The organism is Mesorhizobium sp. WSM4906 (assembly GCF_029674625.1).
GTDB lineage: Bacteria > Pseudomonadota > Alphaproteobacteria > Rhizobiales > Rhizobiaceae > Mesorhizobium.
Window position 1 is genome coordinate 6635086 of record NZ_CP121355.1, and the last position, 17068, is coordinate 6652153.

The 17068-nt window shown below is 65.1% G+C and carries 11 protein-coding genes; 4 read left to right on the forward strand and 7 right to left on the reverse strand.

Going from position 1 to position 17068, the window contains the following annotated elements:
* Positions 1-39 precede the first annotated feature (39 nt).
* The 6 genes from QAZ22_RS32000 to QAZ22_RS32025 form a co-directional block, all read right to left on the reverse strand.
* Positions 40-582 (reverse strand): thioesterase family protein, encoded by a 543-nt coding sequence (locus tag QAZ22_RS32000; protein ID WP_278204883.1) that lies wholly within the window; start codon positions 580-582, stop codon positions 40-42.
* A gap of 9 nt (positions 583-591) precedes the next feature.
* Positions 592-2811: a 3-hydroxyacyl-CoA dehydrogenase NAD-binding domain-containing protein gene (locus QAZ22_RS32005; RefSeq protein ID WP_278204884.1), complete on the reverse strand. Its 2220-nt coding sequence runs from the start codon at positions 2809-2811 to the stop codon at positions 592-594.
* A 14-nt stretch (positions 2812-2825) separates the two neighbouring features.
* On the reverse strand, positions 2826-4034 hold the full coding sequence (locus tag QAZ22_RS32010) for an acetyl-CoA C-acetyltransferase (protein ID WP_278204885.1): 1209 nt from the start codon (positions 4032-4034) through the stop codon (positions 2826-2828).
* A 33-nt stretch (positions 4035-4067) separates the two neighbouring features.
* Positions 4068-5240: an acyl-CoA dehydrogenase family protein gene (locus tag QAZ22_RS32015; RefSeq protein ID WP_278204886.1), complete on the reverse strand. Its 1173-nt coding sequence runs from the start codon at positions 5238-5240 to the stop codon at positions 4068-4070.
* Between the two features lie 52 nt (positions 5241-5292).
* Entirely contained in the window at positions 5293-7089 is a 1797-nt protein-coding gene (locus tag QAZ22_RS32020) for an acyl-CoA dehydrogenase (RefSeq protein WP_278204887.1), read from the reverse strand.
* 233 nt (positions 7090-7322) lie between these two features.
* On the reverse strand, positions 7323-7784 hold the full coding sequence (locus QAZ22_RS32025) for a MerR family DNA-binding transcriptional regulator (protein ID WP_278208010.1): 462 nt from the start codon (positions 7782-7784) through the stop codon (positions 7323-7325).
* A 463-nt stretch (positions 7785-8247) separates the two neighbouring features.
* On the opposite strand from QAZ22_RS32025, the gene QAZ22_RS32030 reads away from it, so the two are divergent.
* The 4 genes from QAZ22_RS32030 to QAZ22_RS32045 all read left to right on the forward strand — a co-directional run bounded on the left by QAZ22_RS32030 (position 8248) and on the right by QAZ22_RS32045 (position 15727).
* Positions 8248-12369, forward strand: a complete 4122-nt coding sequence (locus QAZ22_RS32030; protein ID WP_278204889.1) for a peptidoglycan-binding protein — start codon at positions 8248-8250, stop codon at positions 12367-12369.
* Positions 12370-12560: 191 nt separating this feature from the next.
* The gene (locus QAZ22_RS32035; protein WP_278076148.1) at positions 12561-13484 is read left to right on the forward strand and encodes a sulfite exporter TauE/SafE family protein; all 924 of its coding nucleotides are present in this window, start codon (positions 12561-12563) and stop codon (positions 13482-13484) included.
* Positions 13484-14278, forward strand: coding sequence for a TIGR02186 family protein (locus QAZ22_RS32040; protein WP_278204890.1), 795 nt, complete (start codon positions 13484-13486; stop codon positions 14276-14278). Before QAZ22_RS32035 ends, QAZ22_RS32040 begins: the two co-directional genes overlap by 1 nt.
* 192 nt (positions 14279-14470) lie before the next feature.
* Entirely contained in the window at positions 14471-15727 is a 1257-nt protein-coding gene (locus tag QAZ22_RS32045; protein WP_278204891.1) for an Hsp70 family protein, read from the forward strand.
* Between the two features lie 334 nt (positions 15728-16061).
* Here QAZ22_RS32045 and QAZ22_RS32050 read toward each other — a convergent pair whose 3' ends face one another.
* Positions 16062-16949 (reverse strand): LysR family transcriptional regulator, encoded by an 888-nt coding sequence (locus QAZ22_RS32050; RefSeq protein WP_278204892.1) that lies wholly within the window; start codon positions 16947-16949, stop codon positions 16062-16064.
* Positions 16950-17068: the final 119 nt, after the last annotated feature.

A 17068-nucleotide genomic window follows, 5' to 3' on the forward strand; every position in this document is an offset into this window, starting at 1 on the left:
ATCCGATTGTCCACTGGCGAAGCGTCGGATCGGCGACAATCAGACCTGCTTGGCCTGCTCGCGCAGGTTCTTGTGCGAAATCATGAACGCCCGTTCGGTTTCGGTCAGCGGGCGCGGCCGGGTGGAATGGCCGAGCGCCGCGACGACCTCGTCGATCTCGAGAAAACGGCGGCCGCGACGGTCATAGACGCCGCCGGTGGTCAGGATCAGTGCGGCCGTCTCGCCATTGTCGAGGACGAAGCGGTGCTTGCCGACGACCGAGGTGCCTTCCCAGGTCTCGATCGACGACACTACCTCGAAGCGCCGCCACAGCCTGATCTCGCGCACATAGGCCGACTGCAGCCCGCCGATCATCGGCGCCCAGCCGTTGCGGCGGGCCAGCGCGACGAGACCGACGCGAAGAAAAAGATCGATGCGGCCGAGGTCGGCCAGCATCATGTAGCGCGCATTGTTGAGATGGCTGTTGAAATCGATGTCGGTCGGCAGGCAGCGGAAGGTCAGCCGACTCTGATCGCCGACCATGTAAGGGCCACGGCTTCCCGCCGTGGCCATCATGCGCGCGAGGCGCCCCCAGACATACATGATCGGGCGTCAGGCGGCCTTCCTGACTTCGCCCTTCTGGTAGGGGTCGAAGCGCTGGTAGAAGGTCTCGCCCTTTTCGGCCATGTCGAGCAAAAGCTTCGGCGCCTTGAATTCGGCCCCGTATTTCTTCTGCAGGCCCTTGGCGATCTTGACGAAACGCTTGGCGCCGATACCGTCGATGTAGGAGAGCGCGCCGCCGGTGAAGGGGGCGAAGCCGAAGGCCAGGATCGAGCCGACATCCGCCTCGCGCGGGTCGGTGACGATGCCCTCCTCCATCACGCGCACGGCTTCGAGCGCGATGGTGACCAGCAGGCGCTCTTTCAGCTCCTCATAGTCGACCTTCTCCGGCTTCAGTTGCGGATAGAGATCCTTGAGGCCCGGCCACAGCTTCTTCTTCGCGGGCTTCGCCGGATAGTCGTAAAAACCCTTGCCGTTCTTGCGACCGAAGCGGCCGTGCATGTCGACCATGGTGTTGATCAGCGCCATCTGCTTCGGATCGACGGCCTTCTCGCCGAGATCCTTGATGGTCTGCTTCATGATCTTCTGGGCAAGGTCGATCGCCGTCTCATCGGTGAGTGCCAGCGGGCCAACGGGCATTCCAGCGGCCTTGGCGGCGTTCTCGATCATCGCGGCCGGCACGCCTTCGATCAGCATCTTGTAGGCTTCCGACATGTAACGGAGAACGCAGCGGTTGACGTAGAAGCCGCGCGTATCGTTGACGACGATCGGCGTCTTCTTGATGGCGCGCACGAAATCGATGGCGACGGCGAGCGCCTTGTCGCCGGTCTTCTTGCCGAGGATGATCTCGACCAGCATCATCTTGTCGACCGGCGAGAAGAAGTGGATGCCGACAAAATTCTTCGGCCGCGCCGAATTCTTCGCCAGCGAGGTGATCGGGATGGTCGAGGTGTTGGAGGCGAAGATCGCAGAGGACTTCAGCACCGCTTCCGCCTTCTCGGTGGCCAGCTTCTTGACGGCCGAATCCTCGAAGACGGCCTCGACGACGAGGTCGCAGCCGGCAAGATCGGCGTAGTCGGCCGTCGGCGTGATCAGCGAGAGCAGCTTGTCCTTCTCCTCGGGCTTGGCGCGGCCCTTCTTCACCTGATCGGCCATCAGGCTGTCGGAATGCGCCTTGCCCTTCTCGGCCGACTCCATGTCGCGGTCGAGGAGCACGACCGGAATGCCGGCCTTGGCGGTGACATAGGCGATGCCCGCGCCCATGAAGCCGGCGCCAAGGATGCCGATCTTCTTGAACTTGGTGTCCGGCACTCCGGCGGGGCGGCGGGCGCCCTTGTTCAATTCCTGCAGCGACACGAACAGCGATCGGATCATCGCCGCCGCTTCCTTGGTCCGCATGATCTCGGTGAAATAGCGCTGCTCGATCCTGAGCGCCGTGTCGAAGGGAACGAGCAGGCCTTCGTAGACGCATTTCAGGATCGCGGCCGCGGCCGGATAGTTGCCGTAGGTTTCGCGGCGCAGGATGGCGATGGCCGGCGGCCAGAGATTGGCGCCGGCCGCCGAATAGATCGGGCCGCCGGGCAGCTTGAAGCCCTTCTCGTCCCAGGGCGCGACCGGCTTCAGGCCGTTTTTGATCATCGCCTTGGCGGTCTCGACGAGCTTCTGGGGCGGGGCGATCTCGTGGATCAGACCCATCGACTTCGCCTTTTGCGGGGTGAGAGTCTGGCCGGTGGTCAGCATCTGCAGCGCCTGCTGCTGGTCGGTCAGCCGCGGCACGCGCTGGGTGCCGCCGGCGCCGGGGAAGATACCGATCTTCACCTCGGGAAGCGCCATCTTCACCTTATCGGAATCGGCGGCGACGCGGCCGTGGCAGGCGAGCGACATCTCGAAGGCGCCGCCCATGCAGGTGCCGTTGATGGCGGAAACCCACGGCTTGCCGCAGGTCTCGATCTTGCGGAACAGGCCGGTCATGTAGCCGGCATTGTCGAACAGCGCCTTGGTCGCCTTTTCGAGATCCTTCTCCTTTTCCACGGCGAAGGTGGCGAGCATCCTCTGCAGCATGGTGATGTCGGCGCCGCCGGAGAAGCTGTCCTTGCCGGAGGTGATGACCACGCCTTTGATGGCCGCATCGCTGGCCACGTGATCGACGATGGAATTGAGCTCGCGCATCGCCTCTTCGGTAAAGACGTTCATCGAGCGTCCGGGCATGTCCCAGGTGACCAGCGCGATGCCGTCGGCGTCGATGTCGAGGGTGAAATTGGTGTAGCTCATCTCTTCTCTCCCCGTCAGACGCGTTCGATGATGGTGGCGGTGCCCATGCCGGCGCCGATGCAGAGCGTGACCAGCGCGGTGTTCAAGTCGCGGCGCTCCAGCTCATCCAGCACCGTACCCAGGATCATCGCGCCGGTGGCGCCGAGCGGATGGCCCATGGCGATCGCGCCGCCGTTGACGTTGATCTGGTCGTGCGGGATGTCGAAGGCCTGCATGTAGCGCAGCACAACGGAGGCGAAGGCCTCGTTGAGCTCGAACAGGTCGATGTCCGACAGTTTCATTTTGGCGCGCTTCAAGAGCTTCTCGGTGACGTCGACCGGGCCGGTCAGCATCAGCACCGGCTCCGAGCCGATATTGGCGAAAGCGCGGATGCGCGCGCGGGGTTTGATGCCCATGGTTTTCCCGGCCTTCTTCGAGCCGAGCAGCACGGCGGCCGCGCCATCGACGATGCCGGACGAATTGCCGGCGTGATGGACGTGGCTCACTTCCTCGACTTCCGGATGCTTCTGCACGGCGACCGCATCGAAGCCGCCCATCTCGCCCGGCATGACGAAGGACGGATTGAGCGAGGCGAGCGACTGCATGTCGGTCGACGGCCGCATGTGCTCGTCACGGTCGAGGATGGTGAGGCCGTTCTGGTCCTTGATCGGGATCACCGAGTTCTTGAAGCGGCCCTCTTCCCAGGCCTTGGCGGCGCGCTTTTGGCTCTCGACCGCATAGGCGTCGACGTCGTCGCGGCTGAAGCCGTATTTGGTGGCGATCAGGTCGGCCGAAATGCCCTGCGGCACGAACCAGCCAGGAAGGCCGACGGACGGATCCATGAACCAGGAACCGCCAGACATCCCCATCCCGACGCGCGACATGGATTCGACGCCGCCGGCAATGACGATCTCGTCCGCGCCTTGCGCGATCTTGGCGGCGCCGAAATTGATGGCGTCGAGGCCCGAGGCGCAAAAGCGCGAGATCTGCATGCCCGGCGCCTTGGTGTCGTAGCCGGCCTCGAAGGCGGCCGCACGCGGAATGACCGAGCCCGCCTCGCCGACAGGATCGACGCAGCCGAAGATGATGTCGTCGACATTGCCGGTGTCGAGCTCGTTGCGGTCGCGCAACGCTTCAAGCGTCTTTGCCGCCAGCCGCACCGCCGGCACCTCGTGCAGCGAGCCATCCTTCTTGCCCCTGCCGCGCGGCGTGCGCACGGCGTCATAGACGTAAGCTTCGGCCATTTTCATGCTCCTTGGATTTGCCGGCCGCCGCGCTCAGAGAGAGCGCCCGATCAGCAATTTCATGATCTCGTTGGTGCCGCCGTAGATGCGCTGGACGCGGGCGTCGCGGTACATGCGGGCGATCGGATATTCGTTCATGTAGCCATAGCCCCCATGCAGTTGAAGGCATTCGTCGACGACTTTGCCCTGCAGGTCGGACAGCCAGTATTTGGCCATCGAGGCGGTGACCGGGTCGAGGCCGCCGTCGATGTGGCGGGCGACGCAATCATTGTAGAAGACGCGGCCGATGGTCGCCTCGGTCTTGAGCTCGGCCAGCTTGAACTGGGTGTTCTGGAAATCGATGATCGCCTTGCCGAAGGCCTTGCGCTCCTTGACATAGTCGATGGTGATCGCCAGCGCCCGCTCGACCATGGCGATCGCGCCGGTGCCGATCTGCAGCCGCTCCTGCGGCAATTGCTCCATGAGATGGACGAAGCCCTTGCCCTCCTCGTGGCCGAGCAGATTGGAGGTCGGCACGCGCACGTCGTTGAAGAACAGCTCGGATGTGTCGTTGGCCTTCAGCCCGATCTTGTCGAGGTTGCGGCCGCGCTCAAAACCTTCGACCTCGTCGGTCTCCACGACGATCAGCGAGGTGCCCTTGGCGCCCTTGTCCGGATCGGTCTTGGTGACGACGATGATCAGGTTGGCGAGCTGGCCATTGGTGATGAAGGTCTTGGAACCGTTAATCTTGTAGTGGTTGCCGTCCTTCTCGGCGCGGGTCTTGACGCCCTGCAGGTCCGAACCCGCGCCCGGCTCGGTCATGGCGATGGCGCCGATCAGCTCGCCGGTCGCCAGTTTCGGCAGCCATTTCTCTTTCTGCTCCTCGGAGCCGTAATGCAGGATGTATGGCGCGACGATCGAATTGTGCAGGCCGATGCCGAAGCCGTCGACGCCGACATGGCCGATCGCCTCGATGATGGCGCTCTCATGCGCGAAGGTGCCGCCGGAGCCGCCGTATTTCTCCGGCATCGAAGCGCAAAGCAGGCCGGCGGCGCCCGCCTTCAGCCAACTCTCGCGGTCGACCATCTCGTTCTTCTCGAACTCGTCGTAGCGCGGCGCGATCTCTTCCGCCATGAAGCGGGTCGCCATGTCGTAGAGCATGCCGACCTCGTCCGCCGCCCAGGCGGGCTTCGGCAGGCCAAGAACTTCGGCTGGGTTTGTCGCCACGATTTCCTCCGCGTTCCGACAATTGTGGGCCGGCTCTGCCGGCCCGCCAAACCTAGAACGCTTCCACCGGCAGCGCCATTAGCGTATCCGCGCCACTGGAAATGCGCGCGAGACGCGTCGCGGTCTCCGGCATGATCCGCTCCATGAAGAAGCGCGCCGTCACCAGCTTGCTGTCGTAGAAGGACGTAGCGCCGTTGGCGCCTTCCGCCAGCTTGGCCTGAGCGGACTTGGCCATCTGCCCCCACATGTAGCCCAGCGCGACCAGGCCGAAGAGATGCATGTAGTCGGTCGAGGCCGCACCCGCATTGTCGGGCTTGGCTATGGCGTTCTGCACCAGCCACATGGTCGCCGCCTGCAGGTCGTTCAGGCCTTTCTTCAGCGCCTTGGTGAAGGGCGCCATCTTCTCGTCGGCGCGGTTTTCCTCGCAGAACTCGCCGACTTCCTTGAAGAAGGCCTGCACGGCGCGGCCGCCATTCTGCGCCAGCTTGCGACCGACGAGGTCGAGCGCCTGGATGCCGTTGGCGCCCTCGTAGATCATGGCGATGCGGGCATCGCGCACGAACTGGCTCATGCCATGCTCCTCGATATAGCCATGACCGCCGAAGACCTGCTGCGCCATCACGGCGTGGTCGAAGCCCTTGTCGGTCAGCACGCCCTTGACCACCGGCGTCATCAGGCCGGTGTAGTCATCGGCCGCCTGGCGGTCCTTGTCGTCGCCGGAGCGGTGCGCGACGTCCGACTTGATCGCCGTCCACAGCGCCAGCGCGCGGCCGCCCTCGTTGAACGCCTTCATGGTCATCAGCGAGCGGCGGATGTCGGGATGGACGATGATCGGATCGGCCTTCTTGTCCGGCGCCTTGACGCCGGAGAGCGACCGGCCCTGGAGGCGATCCTTGGCGTAGGCGGCGGCGTTCTGATAGGCGATCTCGGAGACCGAAAGCCCTTGCAGGCCGACGCCCAAGCGGGCCTCGTTCATCATCGTGAACATGGCCTTCAGGCCGCCGTTCAGCTCGCCGAGCAGAGTGCCCTCCGCCTCGTCATAGTTCATGACGCAGGTCGAATTGCCGTGGATGCCCATCTTCTCCTCGATCGAGCCGCAGGAGAGCGCATTGCGCTCGCCGACATTGCCGGAACCATCGAGCTTGAACTTCGGCACGATGAACAACGAGATGCCTTTGACCCCTTCCGGCGCGCCCTCGACGCGGGCCAGCACCAGATGCACGATGTTGTCCGCCATGTCGTGCTCGCCGGCGGAGATGAAGATCTTCTGGCCGGAAATCCTGTAGCTGCCGTCGCCGTTGGGCACCGCCTTGGTGCGCAGCAGGCCAAGGTCGGTGCCGCAATGCGGCTCGGTAAGGTTCATGGTGCCGGTCCAGGCGCCTTCGATCAACCTGGGCAGCCAGGTGGCCTTCTGCTCGTCCGTGCCATGGGTGACGATGGCCGCGATCGCGCCCTGCGTCAGGCCGGGATACATCATCAGCGCCATATTGGCCGAGACCATGTATTCGGAGACCGCGGTGTGGACGGTGTAAGGCAGACCTTGGCCGCCGAACTCGGCGGGAGCCGCGAGCCCCATCCAGCCGCCCTCGCGATACTGGTCGAAGGCCTCCTTGAAGCCCTTGGGCGTGGTCACCGAGCCGTCGTCACGGCGCTCGCAGCCTTCCATGTCGCCGACCCGGTTCAGCGGATGCATGACGTTTTCGGCAAGCTTCGCGCCTTCGGCGAGGATCGCCTCGACGACGTCGGGCGTGGCGTCCGAAAAGCCCGGAAGATTGGAATAGCGCTGATAGCCGAGCACGTCGTTGAGCACGAACAGCGTGTCCTGGACGGGCGCCCTGTAGATCGTCATGCCTTCCTCCACCTTGCGGTCCTGGCCAGCCAGCAAGCTCCCGATCCAGCTCCGGATGGGAGGCCGAGCCAATGTCGCGGTCCCGATACCAAATATTGACGTTTGCGTAAACGTCAACTTCGTCGCAGCCGAAAAATTTTTGGTGAACGCAGGACCGAAGACAGCAAAAAAGCCGCGCAGCCAGAGGCCACGCGGCTTTTCTATCTTGGACTTGCCGTTGAGCGCGAGGGCGATCAGCCGGCGACGCTTGCCTGCGGCGCGGCGCGCTCGGTCAGCATCTGGCGAACGATCGCCATCGAATTGCTGAGCTCGCCGATGGCGTCCTCGATCAGCGTCCGCTGCTTCTGCAGGCGGGCAAGCTGCTTCTCCGACTTGTCGAGCGCCAGCCGCAACTGCTTGGTGTTGGAGCCGGTCGGATCGTAGAGATCCATCATCTGCTTGACGTCGCGCAGCGAGAACCCGACCTTGCGGCCGAGCAGGATAAGCTTCAGCCGGGCCTTGTCGCGGCGCGTGTAGAGACGGGTCGAGCCGTCGCGCTTCGGATTGAGGAGACCCTTGTCCTCATAGAAACGCAGCGTGCGCAAGGTCACGCCGTATTTCTTGGCCATCTCGCCGATGCGGACGAATTCCTCACCGGCCTCGGCCGGAATGTCATTGCTATTGGCCGCGGCTTCGCCGGGCGAAACAAGTTTCATGGTCACTGGCTTTCCCCTGATGGCGTCGCGGTCGCGGACCGAGCGTCGCCTGAGTGGAAGCGGGGGCGTGCTTCCAATCGTGGTTTCGACAAATCAATCGCAAGAGGCACGGCTTCGCACCTTTTACGTTTACGTCAATTCTATACCGACAGCCGGCAGGTGACGCAAGGGCGTTGTCGGTACGGAACTTTATGCCGCACCCGGAGGCCGATTGAGCAGGGCGGCTCAGGATTTATGCGCAACTTCTTAAGCTTGGTTAACGCCTTGTTTACCACGTTGGGCGAAATGTGCGCATGTCGGTCACCCGTGTTTATCCTGTAGCGAATTTTTCACGGTCTTCGAAGCGTGGGTGAAAACCCGGGAAGCCCGTCTTCCTCCGCGGCAGAACCGCGCGGCCACCTTCGTTCCCGGCAGGACTTTAGGAAACCGGCCATGGCCGGTCATTCTGAACACGGGCGCATCGATGAACAGCAAGCGGTCCTATCTCGATACACTCAATGCCGGCAGGCAACGCCGGCCGCACACCTCGCTGGAGGAGCTGAACCGCTCGCTCGAAACGCTGGAACAGCGGCTGGAGCGGACCCGCACCGACATGCCCGAGCGCCCCGATCCGCGTCGGCCGGCCGCCGAGCCGCGCTATGCCGCCGCGCAACCTTATGACCAGCCGCGCTGGTACGAGGACCCCTACTCGTCGCAAAGATCGCAAAGCCAAGGATCGCAGGGTTTGGCATCGCAAAATCGGGGACCGCAAAATCCGACGCCCGCCGCCTCTGGCTTCGGCCCCAACTATCAGGCCATCGCCCGCGACATCGACCGGGTACGCGGCCAGGAGGACAGTGTCGCGATGGTCGGCAAGATCGCGGTCGAATTGCGCGGCCTGCGCGAGGAACTGCGCCACCAGATGACCGCAGGCTTGCAGCGCGAATTCGATGCGCTGCGCCAGGACATCGATCGCGCCTTGCAGGCGGCGAGCCAGCATGGCGCCCCCGCGGACAAGAGCAGCGCCGAACTCGGCCTCGAGTTCGAACGGCTTTCCGGCGCCATCCACACGCTTGCCGAAAAGAGCGACGACCGCAGCGTCAACCTGCTGCGGCTGGAGTTGGAGCAGGTCAAGGCGGCGCTCGACACGCTGGCGCGCGAGGAAAGCGTGCGGGCCGTCGATCGCCGCTGGGACGATTTCGACCGCCGCTGGAGTGCCTTCGAGGATCGCGTCGACGCCGACCAGCGCCAGCGCGCCGAAGGTCCCAATCTTTCGAGCCTCACCGACCGGCTCGAACAGATCAGCAGCGCCGTCAACAACCTGCCGCAGTCGCTGTCGCTCGCCTCGCTGGAGGAAAAGGTCCGCATTCTTGCCGGCGCGGTCGACCGTTTCGCCAGCCAGCAGACGATGCGCGGCGGCGAAACGCTTGCGATGATCGACGAGCGGTTGGACGAGATCTCCCGCGCCATCGTCGCCTCGACAGTGGCGGCGCAGGCCAATGCCTTCGATCCGGAAACCTTTGGCCGCATCGAGAAGCGGATCGCCTCGCTGGCGCAGCAGATCGAGGAAGTCGCGCAGTCGCGCCCAGGCGCCGAGGTCATCGACCGCCTCAATTTTCTGTCCAGCCGGGTGGACGAGATCGCCGGACGCGCCAACCTGCCGGAGCAGGCGATGGAACGTCTGGGCAAGCAGATCGCGCTCATTACCGACAAGATCGACCGCGCGCCGGCAATGCCCGACGCCGACCATATCTTCCGGGGCCTGGAGCAGCGCTTCGACGCGCTGTCCTCGCTGCTCGAGCGCCGCCAGGGCGACGCGATCGAGCAGGGCAACATGCTGTTCCGCGACCTCGAGCGGCGGCTGGACGAAGTCGCCGACAGGCTCGACCAGCGCATGCAGCAGGACGACAGCGCCGGTATCATGGAGGCGATCGACGCCCGCTTCACCGCGCTTGCCAAGCGTATAGAGACGCGCACGCCAGATCCCGCCAACGACTTGGCGATCCGCGGCCTGGAAAGCCGGCTCGAGGACATTTCCAGCCGGCTGGAATCGTCCGCCGCGCAGGTCGCCGGCATCGATCCGGCACTGATCCGCAGCCTGGAGTCGCAGGTGACCGCCCTTTCGGCGCATCTTTCGAAGCCGAGCATGCCGCTGCCCGATTTCGAGGACATCAGCCCGCGCCTCAACGAGATCGAGAAGTCGCTGGCCGGCACCCGCGATTCCATCCTCAGCGTCGCGCGCGAAGCGGCGGAGAACGCCGTCCGCTCGCTGGCCGAATCGGGCTCCAGCAGCGCTGCTGCCAACGCGGTCGCCGTGGGCGGGCTCGCGCAGGACCTGAAGACGCTGGAAGCGCTCACCCGCCGTTCCGACGAGCGCAATTCACGGACTTTCGAGGCAATCCACGACACGCTGCTCAAGATCGTCGACCGGCTGGGCTCCCTGGAGGCCGGAGAGCCAAGCGAAGCGGTCAGCGAACTCGTCGACCCGCAGCCCGGCGCCAAGCGGACCGCTCGCGCCGGCAAGATCGCCGTCCAGGACGCGCCGTCGATGGATATCGACCAGCCGCTGCCGCTGGCCGGAGACATTGACGATCTCGACACGCACGCCGCCTCGATCCTGCGCAACGAGCCGGTTATGCGAAGCGAAACTGTTGCACGCGGCGAACCTGGCCCGCGCACGCCCGCCGAGGCTGCGGCGGCGGCCGCCATGGCCGCGCTCGGATCGGACGCGATTGGCGAGAAGGCCGAGAAGACCGGCCGCAAGAAGTCGATGTTCAGCGGGCTGGCGCGTGCCTTCAGGGGCAAGAAGGACGAGGGCGCGCCACCGCTTGCCGGCTCGGCGTCGGCTGGCGACGTTCCGACCGTCGACATCGACGAACCGCTCGATCCCAAAGCGGCTAACCGGCCGCTGGAGCCGGGCTCCGGCGCGCCGGACCTCAACGCCATCATGAAGCGTGTGCGCGACGAGCGCGGCGGCCAGCCGGCCAAGCGCAGCGAAACCGACGCCGCCAAATCCGATTTCATCGCCGCCGCCCGCCGCGCGGCGCAGGCCGCCGCCGCGGAGGCCGACGCGCTGAAGCGACAGTCGACGATGACCGGTCCGGTGAAGGCGCTCAGAATCGGCGACCTGCTCAAGGCGCGGCGCAAGCCGATCCTGATGGCGGCCGCCGCGATCATGATGGCACTGGCCGGACTGCAGCTCGGCAAGGCCTTCTTCGCCGATCCGGCGCCTGTCGCCAGCAACAACGCCGCGCCGACCGTCTCCACACAGACGGTCGATACCGCGTCGCTCAATACCGCAAGCGCGCCGAAGGCCGACGCGGACGCCGCAAAGCCTCAGAGCGCACCGGAGCGTGTCGTCAGGCAGGCCGAGCCGTCGAAGGACGATCCAACGCCACAGGCCGCCGCTCAGCCATCCGGACCCGAGATGCCCGCGGCCGCGGCGCCAGTCGAACCGGCTCCTGGCCCGGCGGCGCTCTCTGCGCCGATACCGTCGGCGTCCGCGACGCCGCCCGAGCCGGTTGTCCCGGCCATGAACACACCGGCCATGGACACGGACGCGGATGCACAGCCGATGACCAGCGCGCCAACGACCGGTATCCCGGCGGCCGGCGCGCCGGCGGCAAGCACGTCAGTGCCCGGTGCTCCGGCAGCCGGCGCTTCTTCGGCCAGCGCGCCGGCTGGCACGGCCGCGGAGACGACGGGCACGGTCCCGCCGGCCGACAGCCAGACGGCAATTTCGGCCGCCAAGATCGACATCCCGACCGAGATCGGCCCGGCGGCGCTGCGCGACGCGGCCGCAGGCGGCGACGCCAAGGCGCTGTTCGAGATCGGCTCGCGCTACGCGGAATCGCGCGGCGTGAAGGAAGACATGGCGGCGGCCGCCAAATGGTACGAGAAAGCCGCCGAACTGGGCTTCGCGCCGGCCGAATACCGCATCGGCAATTTCTACGAGAAGGGCATCGGCGTCGCACGCGACATCAAGAAGGCCAAGACCTACTACCAGCTCGCGGCGGAACAGGGCAACGCCAGCGCCATGCACAATCTGGCGGTGCTGTTCGCCATGGCGGCGGACGGTGTGACCGACAATGAATCGGCGGCGCACTGGTTCCAGGAGGCGGCCGACCTCGGCGTCAAGGACAGCCAGTTCAACCTCGGCATCCTTTCGGCCAAGGGCGTCGGCATGAAGCAGAACCTGGAGGAATCCTACAAATGGTTCGCCCTCGTCGCCAAGACCGGCGACAAGGACGCCGCGTCCAAGCGCGACGAGATCGCCAATGCGTTGAGACCCGAGCAGCTCGAACGGGCCCGCGCCGCGACGGAACTGTGGAAGGCAAAGCCGCTCAACGCGGCCACCAACTCGGCCGACATTCCGGAATCCTGGCAGGACAGCACGCCGCAGACCACCGCCGGCATCGACATGAAGAAGGCGGTGAAGAACATCCAGCTTATCCTCAACAAGAACGGCTATGATGCCGGCGGCGCCGACGGCGTGATGGGCGGCAAGACCAAGAACGCCATCATGGCCTTCCAGACCGACAACAAGATGAAACCGACCGGTGAGATCGACGCGCCGCTCGTCAAGGCACTGCTGGCGCGCAAATAGCGGCAGGCGCGTCGCTTCCGCGACGGCTTGCCACAGATTTGCCTGTTAACTGATTGAGATGGTTTTTGTTTCGACGCGATGGCGGGGTCAACCCCCGCCATCGCGTCGGCGCAAGAAAAAATTGGCTTTTCGGTGCGAAACTGCTGGGGACGGCGGCATGCGCCGATTGGCAAACTGATCGAGACAGACGGGTGGGCATCTATCTCCCGATCGCGGAAATTTCCGTCAACGTCTTCGTGCTGCTGGCGATGGGCGCGGCGGTGGGTTTCCTGTCGGGCATGTTCGGGGTGGGCGGTGGCTTCCTCATCACGCCGCTGTTGATCTTCTACAACATCCCGCCGGCGATCGCGGTCGCCACCGGCGCCAACCAGGTCATCGCCTCCTCCTTCTCCGGCGCGCTTTCGCACATGAAGCGCGGCACGCTCGACTTCAAGCTCGGCGGCGTGCTGCTTGCCGGCGGCATCGTCGGCTCGACCGCCGGCATCTATGTCTTCGCGCTGCTGCGCCGGCTCGGCCAGTTGGACCTGTTCATCTCGTTGCTCTATGTCGCGCTGCTCGGCACCGTCGGCGGACTGATGCTGGTCGAGAGCGTCAACGCGCTGCGCGCCACCCGCAGCGGCGCGGCACCGGTGCTGAAGAAATCAGGCCAGCACAATTGGATCCACCGGCTGCCGTTCAAGATGCGCTTCCGCGCCTCGAAGCTGTTCGTCAGCGTCATCCCGGTGCTTGGGCTCGGCGCGGCGATCGGCTTCCTGTCCTCGATCATGGGCGTCGGCGGCGGCTTCATCATGGTGCCGGCGCTGATCTACCTGCTCAAGGTGCCTACCAACGTCGTCATCGGCACCTCGCTGTTCCAGATCATCTTCACCTCGGCCTATACCACGCTGGTGCATTCCACCACCAACCAGACAGTCGACGTGATCCTCGCCTTCCTCTTGATGGCCGGCGGCGTCGCCGGCGCCCAATATGGCGCCAAGGCGGGCCAGAGGCTGCGCGGCGAGCAGCTGCGGGCCCTGCTTGCGCTGCTGGTGCTGGCGGTTGCCATCCGCCTGGCCATCGACCTCTTCGCGACGCCGCCCAATCCCTACTCGCTCTCCGCCGCAGGCCTGAGCTGATGGCGGGATCGAGAGCGTTCGCAGCAACCGTTTCGCTTCTGCTGTTCCTCGCCCTGTCGCCGGCGACGGCGCAAACGCCGCCGCCCGCCGAGGGCATCCAGATCGGCCTGTCGACCGACGCGATCTCCATCACCGCCGGCTTCTCGGGCGCCGATCTCACCATCTTCGGGTCGCTGGAAAATCCCGACCCGCTGGTGTCGCGGCAGGGGCGCTACGATGTCATCGTCGTGCTCGAAGGGCCGCCACGGCCGGTGGTCGTGCGCCGCAAGGACAGGGTGCTCGGCGTCTGGATCAACCTGGAATCGGAAACGTTCGAGAACGTGCCGGTGTCCTATTCGGTCGCCACGACGCGACCCTTGCAGGACATCGCCGACCCGACCAAGTACAGGCAGCTCTCGCTGGGCTCCCAGAACCTCTATATGAAGCCCGCCGACGAGACCGAGAGCCCGGCGACGATCGAGGAATTCACCGCAGCGTTGCGCGAGCGCAAGACTGCGACCGGCCTCTACAGCGAGAATGTCGGCGGCGTGCAGTTCTTGTCGCAAAGCCTGTTCCGCGCCACGGTGCGTCTGGCGCCCAACATTCCGGTCGGCACGCACAAGGCGCGCGCCTTCCTGTTCAAGAGCGGCATGTTCGTGAAGGAAAGCTCCGCCCAACTCGAAATCCGCAAATCCGGTTTCGAACAGTCGGTCTTCCGCGTCGCGCATGACTATTCCTTCCTCTATGGCGTCTTCGCCGTGTCGCTCGCCATGCTCACCGGCTGGCTCGGACGCATCGTCTTCCGCAAAGATTGACATCACGGGAAATGGGAAGACCCATTTTCCCGTGAAAAGAGGGGTTCCCCTTTTCCTTGTCATGCGATAAACCGCCGCCTCCCAGCCCAGGGGGTAACCACACAATTCGGCAGAGCGGTCCGGCCATCCGGATGACGGCGCGTCTTTTGACGCCGGCAATGCGCTGCGATGAACCAATGACAGGAGGCTGCGATGCAATCAGCATTCGGCGGCATCGATTTCGGCACGTCCAATTCCACGGTGGGCGTGATCCGAAACGGCCGGGCACGACTGGTGGCGCTCGAGGGCGAACAGCCCACCCTGCCGAGCGCCGTCTTCTTCAACTTCGAGGACGGCCATACCTATTTCGGCCGCCGCGCGATCGCCGACTACACCGACAGTGTCGAGGGCCGGCTGATGCGCTCGCTGAAAAGCGTTCTCGGCAGCTCGCTCGCCAACGAGAAGACGCGCATCAAGGCGCGGCTGATCGGCTTCACCGACATCATCGGCTTCTTCATCAGCCATTTGAAAAAGCGCCTGGAAGAAGATGCCGGCGGCCCGGTCGAACGCGTCGTGCTCGGCCGCCCCGTGCAATTCGTCGACGACGATGCCGAGGCCGATGCGAAGGCGCAAAGCGAGCTCGAGAAGGCGGCGCGCGCGCAAGGCTTCAAGCACATAGCCTTCCAGTTCGAGCCGATCGCGGCGGCGCTGGACTACGAGCAGAACGTCGCCCGCGAAGAGCTGGCGCTGATCGTCGACATGGGCGGCGGCACCTCCGACTTCTCGGTCGTGCGCGTCTCGCCGGAGCGCGCCCGCTCGGACGACCGCAAGGGCGACATCCTCGCCAATCGCGGCATCCATATCGGCGGCACGGATTTCGACCGGCTGCTCAGCATCGCCCATGTCATGCCCGAGCTCGGCTATCTGACGCCGACCAAGGACGGCAAGCGCAATCTGCCGGCGAGCTATTTCATCGACCTCGCGACCTGGCAGCGCATCAACCTGGTGTATACCGCCAAGGCCATGTCCGACCTGAAGCAGATTCGCTTCGAGGCGGAGCGCGCCGACCTCGTCGGCCGCTTCATCCACATCGTCGAGCATCGTTACGGGCATGCGATGGCCGGGCTGGTCGAACGGGCCAAGATCGCGCTGACCGACCAGCCCTCGGCGGAGGTGAAGGTGTCTCTGCCCGGCGCGCGCTTCGCGGCCGAGATCACGCGTATCGGTCTGGAGGAGACGATCGGCGGCGACATCGATCGGGTGACCGCGACGGTCAGGCAGACAATCGCCGACGCCGGCGTTCCCGCTTCCGCCATCACCGCCGTGTTCCTCACCGGCGGCTCGACCGCAATCCCGCTGGCAAAACGGCGGATCCTTTCGCTGGTGCCGCAGGCCTCCGTCATCGAAGGCGACATGTTCGGCTCGGTCGGGCTCGGCCTGGCGCTGGATGCGCGGCGGAAGTTTGCCTGAGCGGCAGTATTGCCGCAAGTTAGCTGGGTGCATCCGGTAGCGGCGGCATACCCAGGAGATTGGCCAAAACGCCCGTCTCTTCGTCATCCACGGGCGGAGCAAGGAGCGAAGCGACGCGGCGCAGACCCGAGGATCCATGCCGTGACTTCAGAGCGCTGCCACGGTGCAGAATTCTGCTCCGCCGCGCCCCTCGCCCGGGGTAACGGCATGGATCCTCGGGTCTGCGCTCCGCTTCGCGTCGCTCCGCCCGTGGAAGACGACGTTCGGAGGCTTCAGCCAATCTCGAACGTTTGTGATGAGCATCCCAACAATGCAGCCCTGATGCTGCCCGGGCTCAGCCAACCTTCCCGCCCAAATGCGCCTTCAGCGCCATCTGGGCGAGGCTCGCCTGCCGGTCGCGGTGGGTGATCATGGCGAAGTCGCGCTTCGGCAATTCTACCGGCACAGACCTCAGGCTGCCCTCCGTCAGGGAGCGTGCGACGACGAGCTCCGAGATGATAGTGGCGCCGGCGCCGGCCTCCACGGCCTGACGCACCGCCTCGTTGCTGGGTAGGACGAGGAATATCTGCAGCTCCGCCGGCGAAACGCCTTCGCCGCGCGCGAAATCCTCCAGCGCCTCGCGCGTGCCCGACCCGCCTTCTCTGATGATCCAGCGCAATGCCCTGATGTCGAGGTTTCCCGCCGGGGTCGTCGGAATTTCGGGGTGCGAGCGCGCCACGACCAGCATCATGCGGTCCTCGTCGACCGTGGCGCGCCGCAGGATGTCGGATTCGGTGCGGCCTTCGACCAGGCCGAAATCGGCCCTGCCGTCCAGCACATTGGCCTCCACCTGCCTCGTGTTGCCGATGGTGACGCTGAGGCGCACCGCCGGATAGGCTTCGTGGAACGCGGCCAGGCGCCTCGGCAGCCAATAGCTGGCGATGGTCTGGCTGGCCGATATCGACAGGCTGCCGGTGATGGTTTGCGAGACGTGTTCCAGCACATTGTGGGCGGCGGCCGCGCGCTCAAGGACGGCCTTGGCCTCGGGCAGAAAGCGGTGGCCGGTCTGCGCAAGCTCGATGTTGCGCCCAACCCGGTTGAACAGGCGCACGCCATGCTGGCTTTCGAGCGCGCGGATGGCGGCAGAGGCGGCGGACTGCGAGATGCCGAGCAACTCGGCCGCCTTGGTCATGTGGCCATGCTCGGCGACGGCGACGAATATGCGCAGCTGATCGAGTGTCATGGGCCAACTAAGAAGCAAAATCGATCGGAATTACAAGAGCTGCTTGTTAGACAGATCAATTGCTTTGTTCTAACTTTTCGCCCAGGCTTGGAAAAAATTGGCCGTTCTGACGCCAAGGT

Excerpts from the sequence above, each read along its gene's own strand:
- QAZ22_RS32000 (WP_278204883.1), bottom strand. The coding sequence starts at position 582 with ATGTATGTCTGGGGGCGCCTCGCGCGCATGATGGCCACGGCGGGAAGC.
- QAZ22_RS32005 (WP_278204884.1), bottom strand. The coding sequence starts at position 2,811 with ATGAGCTACACCAATTTCACCCTCGACATCGACGCCGACGGCATCGCG.
- QAZ22_RS32010 (WP_278204885.1), bottom strand. The coding sequence starts at position 4,034 with ATGGCCGAAGCTTACGTCTATGACGCCGTGCGCACGCCGCGCGGCAGG.
- QAZ22_RS32020 (WP_278204887.1), bottom strand. The coding sequence starts at position 7,089 with ATGACGATCTACAGGGCGCCCGTCCAGGACACGCTGTTCGTGCTCAAC.
- QAZ22_RS32025 (WP_278208010.1), bottom strand. The coding sequence starts at position 7,784 with ATGAAACTTGTTTCGCCCGGCGAAGCCGCGGCCAATAGCAATGACATT.
- QAZ22_RS32030 (WP_278204889.1), top strand. The coding sequence starts at position 8,248 with ATGAACAGCAAGCGGTCCTATCTCGATACACTCAATGCCGGCAGGCAA.
- QAZ22_RS32040 (WP_278204890.1), top strand. The coding sequence starts at position 13,484 with ATGGCGGGATCGAGAGCGTTCGCAGCAACCGTTTCGCTTCTGCTGTTC.
- QAZ22_RS32045 (WP_278204891.1), top strand. The coding sequence starts at position 14,471 with ATGCAATCAGCATTCGGCGGCATCGATTTCGGCACGTCCAATTCCACG.
- QAZ22_RS32050 (WP_278204892.1), bottom strand. The coding sequence starts at position 16,949 with ATGACACTCGATCAGCTGCGCATATTCGTCGCCGTCGCCGAGCATGGC.